Source organism: Colwellia hornerae, assembly GCF_007954355.1.
GTDB lineage: Bacteria > Pseudomonadota > Gammaproteobacteria > Enterobacterales > Alteromonadaceae > Colwellia_A > Colwellia_A hornerae.
The window spans coordinates 50,805-64,352 of record NZ_VOLR01000004.1 but is presented as its reverse complement, the minus strand read 5'-3'; the positions used below and the strand labels follow the sequence as shown (position 1 = coordinate 64,352).

Here is a 13,548-nt window from a genome sequence, read left to right as displayed (position 1 = left end):
AACTATTGACATTTTAAGTTACGCTATTAATAAACCTTTAGTTTACTATCAGCAAATTATTAAATTTTTTCCAGTGGTTCTTGGCATTTTTATGAAAATAAATTCTCAATGGTATTAATACCCTGCATTTTCAGCTTGCAATGTTATTAAATTCTTAATAGCACTGCGTAATGGAGATGTATTGACACCTTTTGCTACAAAAGAAATTATTCCACTAGGGAGTAATGACTGGATGCGACAAGCCTCTTGCTCAGTATCAAAACGAGAAAAAATACACGCTCCGGTACCAGTCATTCGAGACGGGGCGTATTCTACCAACCAAGCCAGTAACTTGGCAACCTCGGGATACTTTTTTATTACTAACGTTTGACAGTCATTGTGGCATAAGTCTATGTCTAACTTACCAATATCATCGTTAAAATTAACTTTTGCTGTATTGCGAGTTAAGTCAGCATCGGTAAAAATACTGGCAGTAGAAATACTGACATTAGGTTTACTGACTAAAAACCAGCTTTCTTCAGGGTAAACAGCAGTAAGTTCTTCACCAACACCTTCAGCAAAAGCAGCAAAACCATAAATAAAAATGGGCACGTCAGCGCCGAGCGATAAGCCAAGCTTTGCTAACTCTGTGGTAGACAAATTTGCCTGCCACAAGGTATTTAATGCCAGCAAAATAGTGGCGGCGTTCGATGAACCGCCGCCTAATCCTCCCCCCATAGGGAGAATCTTTGTTATTTTTATTTGTGCGCCTAAAAATAAGCTATTAACACTATGGTTTTTTTTTAATAGATGATTTTGTAGTAATCGAGCCGCTTTAACAATTAAATTATCTTCATGTAATACGCCATCAATCGGCGTGAGTAACTCAATACTATTACCCTGAGTTTTTCTTATTTCTATGGTATCACTGTGATCTAAAAACTGAAAAATAGTTTCCAGCTGATGATAGCCGTCGCTGCGTTGGCCAATAATATGGAGGAATAAATTAAGCTTTGCCGGTGCAGGAAAACTATAAAATTGCTGGTTAGTCTCAGTCATTGCTTGTTACGTCCCATTGATGAACATTAATTTTAATGGTGATGTTGCCTTGTTTTATGGTGAACTTCGTTGCTAATTGATATTGGTTTACTTGTTGATAGCCACCATACTTAATAAACCATTTTTTTTCATCAGAGTAGCTGGTCAGTGTCTGGGGTAATTGTGTTGTTTCGTTATACGTTATTTTATCATTAGCTAAATAAGGTAAACCTTTTAACCAGAAAGTCATCGCGTGTGTCGGTAATGTAAAACCGGTTAGCGAGGCAAGCAGGGTGTTTAAATCAGGGCTTTGGTAGCGTTCACCATCGACATTAATAACATGCATGTTATTGACTGACTCTAAAGTAAAAACTTGAATGCCGAGTACTGTGGTTAAATTTAACATCTGGCGCTTTTTATCACCTTGGTAATGCCAATTCAGTGTTAAGCTATGGCGTTCTTTAGGGCTGATTATGCCCATTTTCCCTTTTATTTTCCAATCAGACAACGCGTTGAGCTTTTGAGTACGCTCGGTAATATTTTGATGTTCAGTAATTTGCTGATGGTTATTCGTTAAAGAACTACAGCCGGAAAGAAATATCAGTAAAAAACTGAAAAAGAGTGGCAGTGATAATGTAAATTTATTCATATAAACCATTATTATTAAGTTAATCGCCATAATATTGCGTTATCGCGCATTTGATGCTTTTAATTTTCTGCGATTTTTCGTAAAATTAACACCATTATTTATCATAGATCATAGGTTTTTTATAAAACCTGATTAATAATGTCGTTAATGAAAAGATTAATTGAAAAAAAATTGTTTATCGATAATTTTTATTTCTGGTATTAATCGTCTTAAAAAGGCTGAATCGTTCCGTTATGTCTATAGTTGCTGTTGGAATCAATCATAAAACTGCCCCTGTTGCCGTTAGAGAGAAAATCTCTTTTAATCCCGACAATTTAAGTGTGGCATTAACTGAATTACTTGGAAACGTAGAATGTCGCGAAGCGGCCATTTTATCAACCTGTAATCGTACAGAGCTGTATTTAGTTCAAGAGGGCGACGTAAGGGTTACACAAGAGAAAGTTGTTCGTTGGTTAGAAAAACACCACAATGTTCCTGCTTCAACTATCACACCGAGTTTATATTGGCATACCGACCAACAAGCGGTTAATCATATGATGCGCGTTGCTTGTGGTTTAGACTCTTTAGTTTTAGGCGAGCCACAAATTTTAGGTCAAATGAAGCAAGCCTACAGCCAAGCGAAAGCCGCAGGCTCTATGTCGTTAGTGATGGACCGTTTATTTCAACGTACTTTTGGCGTAGCTAAACAAGTACGCACCGAGACTGAAATTGGCGCGAGTGCGGTTTCGGTTGCTTTTGCATCGGTAAATCTAGCAAAACATATTTTTGCTAGTCTCGAAAATGTAAAAGTACTGCTAGTAGGCGCCGGTGAAACTATTGAACTGGTTGCTAAACATTTATACGAGAATAAAGTTGGAAAAATAACCGTCGCTAACCGAACTATTGCCCGCGCAGAAGCGATGGCTGGCGCTATTGGTGCTGACGTTATTACCTTGGCGCAAATCCCTGACAAAATGGCTGATGCAGACATTGTCATCAGCTCAACAGGCAGTACTTTACCCATTATAGGTAAAGGTATGGTTGAACACGCCTTAGGAAAACGTAAGCATCGTCCTATTTTTATGGTTGATTTAGCCGTTCCTCGTGATATTGAAGAACAGGTTGGCGAGTTAGAAGATGTTTTTTTATACACGGTTGATGATTTACAAGGCATTATAGCTAAAAATTTAGCTAATCGTCGCAAAGAAGCGGTTCAAGCTGAAGCCATAGTTTCTACCCAGTCTGATGTTTTTATGTCATGGCTTCGTGGCTTAAATACCCAAGATACTGTCATAGACTACCGTAAGCAGTGTTTGGAACATCGCGATCTGTTACTTGATAAAGCACTATTACAACTACAAGGCAATAAGTCGCCAGAAGCTATTTTGGCTGAGTTAGCCACTAAGTTGACCAATAAATTTATGCATGCACCCACTAGTGCTATTCAATCGGCGGCGCAAGGTGGTGAATTAGATAAATTGGTGTACTTGCGCGATATTTATAATATTAAATAGCGGCCCCGACAGTGCTATATTATTCGAACATATCAAGATACATATTTTAGCTAAGCTGGCTATTTACAGCTTTTTTACACCTTTGATTGAAAGTGCTCAACTAACCCTTTAAACTGCACATCACCAATTTTTATCCGCTGTTCCCTAATTATAAGATTTCTTAATGAATAAATCTGTTTATCAAAAACTTGAAATATTAGTCGAGCGCTTTGAAGAAGTTCAAGCCTTGCTTTCTGATCCTGGAACACTTTCAGATCAAGAAAAATTTATTGCCTTATCCAAAGAGTTTTCTCAATTAGAGTCAGTCACTAGTGTGTTTAATGACTACCAAAACGCAGAAGAAGATTTTTCTTTAGCTGAAGAAATGCTAAAAGATGAAGACCCTGAAATGCGTGAAATGGCGCAAGAAGAATTTAAATCATCTAAAAAAGCTATCGAAGAATTAGCTGACCAATTACAAATTTTATTATTACCTAAAGATCCAAACGACAACAATAACTGTTTTGTTGAATTACGTGCGGGTGCGGGTGGTGATGAAGCGGCAATTTTTGCTGGCGATTTATATCGTATGTATAGCCGTTACTGTGAAAAGAAAGGCTGGCGTATTGAAGTTATGAACACCAATGAAAGTGAACAGGGCGGCTATAAAGAAGTAATTTTCAAAGTGCTTGGTGAAGGCGTCTATGGACAAATGAAGTTCGAGTCTGGTGGTCATCGTGTGCAACGTGTCCCTGAAACCGAATCTCAAGGACGAGTGCATACTTCTGCTTGTACGGTTGTTGTTATGCCTGAGATACCAGAAGCGGACGCGATTGAAATTAATAAAGCAGATTTAAAAGTTGACACTTTTCGCGCATCAGGTGCCGGTGGACAACACGTTAACAAAACTGATTCTGCCATTCGTATTACCCATATTCCAACCGGTGTGGTTGTCGAGTGTCAAGAACAACGCTCTCAGCATAAAAACCGTGCGCAAGCGATGTCGGTATTACAAGCTCGTTTGCAGCAAGCAGAAGATGAAAAACGCCGCAGTGAAGAAGAGTCTTCTCGTCGTAACTTAGTGGCAAGTGGCGATCGTTCAGAACGTATTCGTACTTACAACTATCCGCAAGGACGTATGACGGATCATCGTATTAATTTGACTTTATATCGTTTGAACGAAGTCCTTGAAGGTAATTTGCATTTGGTTCTAGAGCCGATTATGTTAGAAAACCAAGCCGATTTACTTGCGGCACTTGCTGAGCAAAACTAGTTACTGGTTTGAGCGAATCTTTAAAACCGTCAATAACATATTGCCAACAAAGCTTTGTTGAAATAATCAATCAAGGGCAGCAGTTACTCGCTGCCTTTTCTGATAGCGCAAAACTTGATTGTAAAATTTTACTCGCTTTTGTTTTAAATAAAGAGACAAGTTATTTGTTAACTTGGCCTGAAAAAAAGCTAACAGAGCAAGAATACCAAGCTTTTATCACCTTATTTGAACGTCGTTTACAAGGCGAGCCTATTGCTTATATCACGCAAGAACGTGAATTTTGGTCACTGCCTTTTTACGTATCACCTGCAACGTTAATTCCTCGCCCAGATACAGAGTTACTGGTCGAACATATTTTAGCGCGCCATCTAGCAAGTGATTTATCGTGCTTAGATCTCGGTACTGGGACCGGGGCTATTGCTCTGTCGCTTGCATCAGAGCAAAAGCAATGGCAAGTTCACGGCATTGACTTTAGTGAAGCTGCGATTAGTCTGGCTAAAAAAAATGCGCAACGTCTGCAGTTGCCACAGGTAGAACTTTATCAAAGTGATTGGTTCTCTAATGTAGCAGCAAATAAAAAGTTTAATATTATTGTTAGTAACCCTCCTTATATTGATGAAGCTGATCAGCATTTAATCGAAGGCGATGTTAGGTTTGAACCGCTATCGGCTCTGGTTGCTCAGGATAATGGCTTTGCAGATATCAAACGTATTGCCAAAGACGCACAAGTCTATTTAACCAATAATGGTGCACTCTATTTTGAACATGGCTTTGAACAAGCCGCGGGCGTTAGGGATATTTTAAAACAACTGGGCTATCAGTCTATTGAAACATTTAAAGATTATGGCGGAAATGACCGAGTTACTTGCTGTATTTACCTCCAATTAAAATAGTAAAGAGAAGGATAAGGATTTTGTATGAAACATTTACATATGACTCTGGCAGCAATAAGCATTATATTGTTCACTTACCGTTTTGCATTAACCTTGATGAGTTCAGCACAATTAGATAAAAAATGGTTAAAAATCAGCCCCCATATTATTGATACCTTTTTATTACTATTAGGTGTCGGTCTGGCGGTTAAGTTAGCGATAAATCCAATAGAATACTTATGGTTAGCGGAAAAAATTATTGCCATCGTTTTTTATATCTTTACTGGCTATTATACGTTGAAGTTAGCCCGTAACCGAACAATGCAAGTCATAGGTTATTTAGGTGCTATGGGCTGGATCATGCTAGTGGTGCGAATAGCGACAACAAAACAAACGGTATTTTTATAATAAATATCCCCCGAAATAAATAATAACTTTAAATAGAGTAAGCAATTAAAAATTACAGCATGAATGAATTATTATTTTCCGAGCTCAATGATGACGATAAATCACTTATTGAAGCCTTTGTACTTATTGAAGAAGTTGTTTTTGGTGATAGTGACTTTGAGCCAGGAAACCTTAGTGAGATAGTTGAGCAATGTTCAGAATTAATTTCTGATACAGAAGAATATCTTGAAAAGGCTGAACAACTGATCAATGAACTCTTTATCGGGCAACTCTTTATAGATAATCAACGTGATTTTTGGCCGGTTAGTGCCCATAAATTACAAAGTGGAGTTGATTTTAAGTTAATGTCTCCGGCGTTAAAAAGTATTGTGCTTTGCCATATATTCCGTCTTTGTGGTTTTGAAACTGATGTGGTTTATGTACCAAAGAAAAATATGATCCGCGTAGTCTGTGATGACGTTTATGCGATTGTTTTTGATCCCATTACTGGAGAGTCTTTAAATTGGCATGAGCTTGATTTATGTATGGACGAACTTGATGGCGACCCACAAAGCGACCAAATTGAAGATATTTCAAGGTTAAGCTTAATTGTTAAGCACGTTAGCTCATTAAAGAATGCTTTGATCCGCGAAGGGCAGTTTGCTCAAGCATTAAAGTGTGTCGATATATTAATAGCGTTGCGCCCAGAGGATCCGTTTGAGCGTCGCGATCGAGGTTTTTTGTTACATCAACTTGATTGTTTTAAAGTCGCTTACGATGATTACCAATATTTTGTCGACAAATGTCCTAAAGATCCCGCTGCGCAATTATTAAAAATGCAATTGGACAAAATCACTATAGCTGATACGGTATTACATTAATAAGCCTTAGAAGTAAGGCTGTAGTTTACAAAAAAAACCAATAAATCAAATAAAAATAACAAGGTTAATCAATGGAAGATCAAATTATCAATAATACACCTTTTATCACGAATGACGCCACCGTTATGGGGTTACTCGCGATAATACTTGGATTCGTTTTTTATACTTCAAATAGCGAGCATCCCGCATTTAAGAAGTTCTACAAATACGTCCCAGCATTACTTATGTGCTATTTACTGCCGTCATTGTTAAACACTTTTGGCATTGTTAGTGCCGAATTGAGTCAAGTAGACGAAGTCGCCAAGTACTATTTATTGCCGGCTTGTTTAGTTTTACTAACTTTGAGCATCGACATAAAAGCAATTGTTGGTCTTGGCAATAAAGCCATTATTATGTTTTTAACCGGCACGGTTGGTGTGGTTATTGGCGGACCCATTGCCTTATTAGTGATCTCTGCTATTTGGCCTGAACTACTTGGTGTAACTGGTCCTGAAGCCGTTTGGCGTGGTATGGCAGCGCTTGCAGGTAGTTGGATTGGTGGTGGTGCTAATATGTTAGCGATGAAAGAAATTTATGGCGCTGATGGCAAAATATTTACCATTATGGTTACTGTTGATATTGTTGTTGCCAACTTGTGGATGGCGGTATTACTTTATTTAGCTGCCAACCATAAGCGTATTGATGCAAAAAGTGGTGCCGATACTTCTGCAATTGATAGATTAATTGATAAAGTAGAATCAGCTCAACGTGAAAATACCAAGTTGCCGTTACTAAAAGACTTTATGATGATCATTGCGGTAGGTTTTGGTGCTGCTGGTTTAGCTCATTTTGCCGCTGACTTTTTAGTCCCTTATTTTCAGACAAACTTTCCTGAATTAGAAAAGTTTAGCTTACACTCAAAACTATTTTGGATCATTGTCTTAGTGACCACTATAGGTTTAACGCTTTCATTTACTAAAGTGAGAAAGCTTGAAGCCGTAGGAGCATCAAAAGTCGGTAGTAGCCTATTGTATGTGTTAGTCGCGACGATAGGTTTGCATATGGATGTTACTCAAATTGTCGAGTCACCCAAATACATCGCTATTGGTGTTATCTGGATGTTAGTCCATGTTGCTTTACTGCTTATTGTTGGCAAAATGATTAAAGCACCTATCTTCTATCTAGCTGTTGGCAGTAAAGCGAATATAGGTGGTGCAGCGTCTGCACCGGTTATCGCTTCAGCATTCCATCCTTCTTTAGCGCCGGTCGGTGTGTTACTTGCGGTGTTAGGTTATGCTTTAGGTACCTATATGGCTTGGCTATGTGGCCAGTTATTAAGAATTATTGGTAGCTAATTATTGGTTAGCACTGGACTTTATTTTGGAAAAATTATGACAATAACTTCAATTAAATTGACTAAGTACGATATTGAAATTGCAAACGATAAACCGTTTGTATTATTTGGTGGTATGAATGTCTTAGAATCGCGCGATTTAGCGATGAGCATTGCAGAGCACTACGTAGAAGTGACTCAAAAGCTCAATATTCCTTATGTATTCAAAGCGTCTTTTGATAAAGCTAACCGTTCGTCAGTTCATTCATATCGCGGACCCGGTTTAGAGGAAGGTTTGAGAATATTTGAAGAGATAAAGTCGACGTTCAATGTACCTATCATTACCGACGTGCATGAAATACATCAAGCGCAGCCTGTTGCCGAGGTGGTTGATATTATTCAGCTACCCGCCTTTTTAGCACGCCAGACTGATCTGGTAGTTGCTATGGCTAAAACCAATGCAATTATTAACGTTAAAAAGCCACAGTTTCTTGCCGCCCATGAAATGCGTCATATTATTAATAAGTTTGCCGAAGCTGGTAATGAGCAAGTTATTCTTTGTGAGCGCGGCAGCTGTTATGGTTATAATAATCTTGTTGTTGATATGCTAGCGATGGATGAAATGAAAGATTATGCACCAGTAATTTTTGATGCCACTCATGCTTTACAGCAACCGGGCGGCCGTGCTGATTCTGCAGGTGGTCGTCGTGCTAAAGCGGCTCAATTAGCGCGCAGTGGTATGGCATTAGGTTTAGCGGGTTTATTTATAGAATCACATCCCGACCCTGATAACGCTAAATGTGATGGTCCTTGTGCATTGCCGCTTGATAAACTTGAGCCTTACTTACAGCAAATGAAATCAATTGATGATTTAGTTAAATCATTCAAGCCATTATTGACTGATTAGTACAAATAAAATTTATGTTCAAACACAAAAACCTGAGTCGCTACTCAGGTTTTTTTATAGCAGATATAATATCTTGCTTAGTCAGCTTAGTCGTATTGTCTTTGTCTTGGTTATTCGCGGTAGTGCTTAGCACGAGTATGGAAAAAAGGCTAAATTGTACTGAAGTCACCGAGAGTTATCCTCATCTGGGCTCTTTTGATTTAGTCTCGTAGGTGAGTAAGTAGAGCAGTACTAGAATTCCTGCAACGGGCGCTAAACTAATGAGCTGCCACCAAATACTTAGCCCAGCGTCACGCAGACGTCGAGTGCACGCAGCGACCCACGGCAGTAAAACCAGTAATGAGCCAATTTGCATTGGCAGCGGGCTAACGAAAGCCTCGCCAAGCAATTTAGCGAAGGCGAGTAATATAGTTATGGCGAGCGCGAGCCACCAAAAATCTGCGCGTGAAGTGATACCACTAAACTCTAGGCCTTTTAATATGCCTTTGTGGATTGCCGTGAGGGCAGGTTGGTTGGGTTTAGGGACACTTAATAGTAAGCTCTCTACAGGCACTTCAAATACGGCGGCAAGCGCTCGTAAAGACTCTGTCGATATCTTAGCACCAGATTCAAGGCGCTGGATTGTCCGAAGGTTTAAGGAGCTCAGTGTTGCGAGTTGATCTTGAGACCAATGCCTGGCAAGGCGCATCTCCCTGAGTTTTGAACTATTAATGTCCATTAATTTTCCTTGTACAGGTCTGTTAAGAATTTTCGCTACTATACTGCTGCATTGTGTTATACGTGACGACAAGGCGGTGACATCAACTCGACATGGAGCTGTCGGTAACAATTTTAGCTATTATTTGTCGAAAACCAACTTCAGCTTAACGTGATGGTCTGCTGAAATTAGCATGGTCAAACTTCAATGTTAGTTTCAGCGCTCGGTTTATTCCCATTATTACACCATAAATAGTATATCGCTGATCATTTATGCATAACGTAATACCTCTAAAAATCCAATAGTATTTATCAGCGGCGCATGAGGATTATCTTTGGTGAGTATTGTCTTGTGAAAGTTGATTTTTCGGCATTCAAAAAATAAAAAGGTGCTTAAAAGCACCTTTTTTATCGTTAATATGCTGTACTTTTAATGATGGCTAATCACCGCTTTGATTTTTGTCTAGGTCTTGAAAATCAATGTTTTCAACTTTATTACCGGCATTTTCATCGTTAAAAACGCTTTCATCAAATTGATTTTCTGACTTACCAACAACAATTGATACCATGCTATCGCCAGTGACGTTAACAGCGGTACGCGTCATATCAAGTAAACGGTCAACACCAATAATCAGTCCAATACCTTCTACAGGTAAGCCAACTTGACCCAATACCATCGCAAGCATAATTAAGCCAACACCGGGAACTCCTGCTGTGCCAATTGAAGCTAGCGTGGCAGTGAGTATAACCATTAAATAATCACTTAAGCTTAAATCTACATTAAATACCTGAGCAATAAATACAGTGGCAACACCTTGCATGATGGCCGTGCCATCCATGTTAATCGTGGCACCTAGTGGAACAGTAAACGAAGCAATGGAGTTTTTAACGCCCATTTTTTTTGTCACTGTCTCTAAGGTGATAGGCAGTGTAGCGTTACTGCTTGCTGTTGAAAAAGCAAAAATAACTGTGTTGCGCATTTTTCTTAAAAATACCAGCGGGTTCAAACCGGTTAGTACTTTTAGTATTACCGAATAAGTAACGGTGGCATGTATAACAAGGGCAAAGAACACTACCAGAAAATAGACCAATAAGTTTGCAAAAATATCAGGTGACATATCGGTGAATAGCGCCGCTAATAAACAAAAGACACCATAAGGAGCAAGATTCATTAAGATGGTTACTAAACGCATGATAACCGTACTCATATCTTCAAACAAGCTAGCAATACGTTCGCCAGCCTTACCAGATAAAGCAATGGCAATACCAAATAGTAAAGCAAATATAATGACTTGTAGCATGTTTCCTTGTGCGAAAGCAGCAAAAGGGTTACTAGGGAACATTTGAATAAAAACTTGTGCAAGAGAAGGTGCTTCACGACTAGCAAAGGTTGTTTCTGCAGTCATATTAACCCCTTCACCTGGGCTTATTAATAAGGCTAAAAACATCGCAAAGCTAATCGCTATTGCGGTGGTAACTAAATAGAGCGAAATCGCTTTACCGCCAATACGGCCTAACTTTGTGGTGTCTTTTAATGAGCAAGTGCCACAAATAAGCGAAACAAAAACCAGTGGTACCACTAACATTTGTAAACTAGAAATAAAAACCTGGCCAATAACTTCAAAAAAGCCATCAATTAATAACGCCCTTAAAGAAATATCGAAGAAATAAAGTGGAATGATAAAGTCTGATTTGTCGGGCATAAGCATCTGTAAGAAAATGCCGGTAAGGATACCTGCCCCCATGCCTGTAACTATTCTAGCGGTTAAACTTGCTTTTTTTTTGTCAGTCATAATGAAATGCAACTATGTTATTTTTTTATTATAAATTATGAAGAGTAGATTAACAGGTAATCCATTGATTAAAAAGCTAAGTATTTAAAAGCAACTATAGCGCTATTTTTAATGAAATTTTTAGAATATAAGTTACTATTAATAAAGATGTAATTAAAAAAATTAAGGGATACTTGCATGGCACTTTTTCAACGTTTGGGTTTTTGGCTTTTATTTTTCGCGCTAAGCGGTTGTGGTGGCAGTGGTGATGGGGGGTTATCTAGAACTGAGACTCCGGTTGCAGGTGGTGCAGGCGAAACATCCACTATTACCCTAGTGGTGTCGATTGATGATATTGATGTGCAGAATGCTAAGCCGGCTTTAGTTATTGCAACTCTTCAAGATAATGGTGCATCATTATCAGGTAAAGTGGTCACATTTACTTCGACGTTAGGAATATTAGATCCTTTGTCTGGCACAGCTTTGACTGATGAAAATGGCCAAGCGACTATTCAAGTTCATGCAGGGGCAACGGAGGGCGCCGGCGAAATAACGGCTAGTTATGGTGAAATCAGCTCATCGGCTATTGGTTTTACTTCTGCAGGCGATGGAGGAGAAGTTGCAGGGAAAGTTATTAATATAAGCTCTTCTAATTTAGCTATTACAGCCGCAACCCCTGCGATATTAAGTGCTACTATTACTGATGGTACTGTTCCAGTGGCCGGAGAAGTCGTAACTTTTACCACTACCTTAGGTGTTTTAGATCCAGTTACAGGAACTTCTCTTACTGGTTCTGACGGTATTGCAACTATCGCTTTAGCCGCAGGAACCAAAAAAGGAGCCGGTTTAATAACAGTAAGTACTATCTCAGGAGAATATAATACTTTAGGTTTCTCAACGGAAGGTGATGGTTCAGAAGTAGGAGGTAACGCATTAACTATTACGACTTTCACAAATAGTACATCAATTTCTAATGCAAGCCCTGCCAGTATTACTATTCATTTTGAAACGGCTAATGGCACTGATTTAAGTAATGAAGTGATTACTTTTACCTCCACTTTAGGTGTACTTGACCCTGAAACAGGCACGGTACTAACCAACAGTACCGGTGATGCAACAATTACCTTATCTGCAGGCACTATTCGTGGTGCAGGTGTCTTAACAGCGACCTCTAGCGCAGGTGATGTGGTGACACAAGGCTTCTTTACCCAAGGAGATAGTCCAAAAGATGGCGGGAACGTTTTAACGATCACTAGTTTTACTAACAGCACATCAATTTCTAATGCAAGTCCTGCGACTATTACTATTCATTTTGAAACGGCTAATGGCACTGATTTACGTAATAAAGTGATTACTTTTACCTCCACTTTAGGTGTACTTGACCCTGAAACGGGCACGGTACTAACCAACAGTACCGGTGATGCAACAATTACCTTATCTGCAGGCACTACTCGTGGTGCAGGTGTCTTAACGGCTAGCTCTAGTGCTGGTGATGTGGTGACACAAGGCTTCTTTACCCAAGGTGATAGCCAAAAAGAAAGAGGTAATACTTTAACAATTACTGCTTTTACTAACAGTACATCAATTTCTAATGCAAGCCCTGCAACTATTAAAATTCATTATGAAGCATCTGATGGTACAGATTTAAGCAATAAAGTTGTTACTTTTACCTCCACTTTAGGTGTGCTTGACCCTGAAATGGGGACGGTACTAACCAACAGTACCGGTGATGCAATGATTACCTTATCTGCAGGCACTACTCGTGGTGCAGGTGTGTTAACAGCGACCTCTAGCGCAGGTGATGTTGTGACTCAGGGATTCTTTTCTGAAGGAGATAGCGTTGGTTCAGGGGTTAATGTAAGCTTATTTTTAACTGATGATAATGGTACTAGAATTGAACAAATAAGCAGTATATCTTCAGGTAAATTAGTCGCAACAGTTACCGGCGTTAATAAAGCGGTAATTGTTACTTTTACAACTGATCTAGGCACTATTCCTATTCAAACGGCCATAGCAACAACGGATAATGCTTATATCGCAACTGTTGATCTTTTAGCCGGTAACTCGCTAGGCGCTGGTACGGTAACCGCTCAATTAGTAACAGGTGAATCAGAACAGTTGGTTTTTTCAATTGGCGCATCTTCTCTCGGTATGGGAAATGCTATTGATGGTGTTACTGGTTTTCCAAATGGTTTGATAGCTGTGCCAGTTGGCGTTATTTCTGCTGGTGCAACTGCGGGATTATCGGTAAGTATTTGGGATGTTTCCAATGCTTCACCAGCTGTTCCTGCTACGCTATTCACCACAGAA

Annotated in this window: 11 protein-coding genes; 7 read left to right on the top strand and 4 right to left on the bottom strand. The window is 39.2% G+C overall.

From position 1 onward, the window contains the following. Positions 1-114: 114 nt before the first annotated feature. Together ispE and lolB are read right to left on the bottom strand one after the other, a co-directional pair. Positions 115-1,038: a 4-(cytidine 5'-diphospho)-2-C-methyl-D-erythritol kinase gene (ispE, locus tag ESZ26_RS03600; RefSeq protein WP_146798127.1), complete on the bottom strand. Its 924-nt coding sequence runs from the start codon at positions 1,036-1,038 to the stop codon at positions 115-117. Then, positions 1,031-1,666: a lipoprotein insertase outer membrane protein LolB gene (gene lolB, locus ESZ26_RS03595; protein ID WP_170246298.1), complete on the bottom strand. Its 636-nt coding sequence runs from the start codon at positions 1,664-1,666 to the stop codon at positions 1,031-1,033. Before lolB ends, ispE begins: the two co-directional genes overlap by 8 nt. Before the next feature lie 233 nt (positions 1,667-1,899). Here lolB and hemA point away from each other — a divergent pair, with 233 nt between their 5' ends. The 7 genes from hemA (at position 1,900) to kdsA (ending at position 8,770) form a co-directional block, all read left to right on the top strand. Then, the gene (hemA, locus tag ESZ26_RS03590; protein WP_146798123.1) at positions 1,900-3,159 is read left to right on the top strand and encodes a glutamyl-tRNA reductase; all 1,260 of its coding nucleotides are present in this window, start codon (positions 1,900-1,902) and stop codon (positions 3,157-3,159) included. Positions 3,160-3,322: 163 nt separating this feature from the next. Continuing rightward, entirely contained in the window at positions 3,323-4,411 is a 1,089-nt protein-coding gene (gene prfA / locus ESZ26_RS03585; RefSeq protein WP_146798121.1) for a peptide chain release factor 1, read from the top strand. 8 nt (positions 4,412-4,419) lie between these two features. Continuing rightward, positions 4,420-5,304, top strand: coding sequence for a peptide chain release factor N(5)-glutamine methyltransferase (gene prmC / locus ESZ26_RS03580; protein WP_395880625.1), 885 nt, complete (start codon positions 4,420-4,422; stop codon positions 5,302-5,304). Between the two features lie 24 nt (positions 5,305-5,328). Further along, complete coding sequence (locus ESZ26_RS03575) at positions 5,329-5,691, top strand: SirB2 family protein (protein WP_146798119.1); 363 nt, start codon at positions 5,329-5,331, stop codon at positions 5,689-5,691. A 59-nt stretch (positions 5,692-5,750) separates the two neighbouring features. Next, entirely contained in the window at positions 5,751-6,551 is an 801-nt protein-coding gene (locus ESZ26_RS03570; protein WP_146798118.1) for a SirB1 family protein, read from the top strand. 71 nt (positions 6,552-6,622) lie between these two features. Further along, complete coding sequence (locus ESZ26_RS03565; protein ID WP_146798116.1) at positions 6,623-7,885, top strand: DUF819 family protein; 1,263 nt, start codon at positions 6,623-6,625, stop codon at positions 7,883-7,885. A 36-nt stretch (positions 7,886-7,921) separates the two neighbouring features. Beyond that, the gene (gene kdsA, locus ESZ26_RS03560) at positions 7,922-8,770 is read left to right on the top strand and encodes a 3-deoxy-8-phosphooctulonate synthase (RefSeq protein ID WP_146798114.1); all 849 of its coding nucleotides are present in this window, start codon (positions 7,922-7,924) and stop codon (positions 8,768-8,770) included. Between the two features lie 181 nt (positions 8,771-8,951). On the opposite strand, the gene ESZ26_RS19330 is transcribed toward kdsA, so the two are convergent. Further along, positions 8,952-9,488, bottom strand: a complete 537-nt coding sequence (locus ESZ26_RS19330; protein WP_190278379.1) for a DUF805 domain-containing protein — start codon at positions 9,486-9,488, stop codon at positions 8,952-8,954. A 418-nt stretch (positions 9,489-9,906) separates the two neighbouring features. Then, positions 9,907-11,259 (bottom strand): dicarboxylate/amino acid:cation symporter, encoded by a 1,353-nt coding sequence (locus tag ESZ26_RS03550; protein WP_146798112.1) that lies wholly within the window; start codon positions 11,257-11,259, stop codon positions 9,907-9,909. Between the last annotated feature and the right edge of the window lie 2,289 nt (positions 11,260-13,548).

Excerpts from the sequence above, each read along its gene's own strand:
- ispE (WP_146798127.1), bottom strand. The coding sequence starts at position 1,038 with ATGACTGAGACTAACCAGCAATTTTATAGTTTTCCTGCACCGGCAAAG.
- lolB (WP_170246298.1), bottom strand. The coding sequence starts at position 1,666 with ATGAATAAATTTACATTATCACTGCCACTCTTTTTCAGTTTTTTACTG.
- hemA (WP_146798123.1), top strand. The coding sequence starts at position 1,900 with ATGTCTATAGTTGCTGTTGGAATCAATCATAAAACTGCCCCTGTTGCC.
- prfA (WP_146798121.1), top strand. The coding sequence starts at position 3,323 with ATGAATAAATCTGTTTATCAAAAACTTGAAATATTAGTCGAGCGCTTT.
- ESZ26_RS03575 (WP_146798119.1), top strand. The coding sequence starts at position 5,329 with ATGAAACATTTACATATGACTCTGGCAGCAATAAGCATTATATTGTTC.
- ESZ26_RS03570 (WP_146798118.1), top strand. The coding sequence starts at position 5,751 with ATGAATGAATTATTATTTTCCGAGCTCAATGATGACGATAAATCACTT.
- ESZ26_RS03565 (WP_146798116.1), top strand. The coding sequence starts at position 6,623 with ATGGAAGATCAAATTATCAATAATACACCTTTTATCACGAATGACGCC.
- kdsA (WP_146798114.1), top strand. The coding sequence starts at position 7,922 with ATGACAATAACTTCAATTAAATTGACTAAGTACGATATTGAAATTGCA.
- ESZ26_RS19330 (WP_190278379.1), bottom strand. The coding sequence starts at position 9,488 with ATGGACATTAATAGTTCAAAACTCAGGGAGATGCGCCTTGCCAGGCAT.
- ESZ26_RS03550 (WP_146798112.1), bottom strand. The coding sequence starts at position 11,259 with ATGACTGACAAAAAAAAAGCAAGTTTAACCGCTAGAATAGTTACAGGC.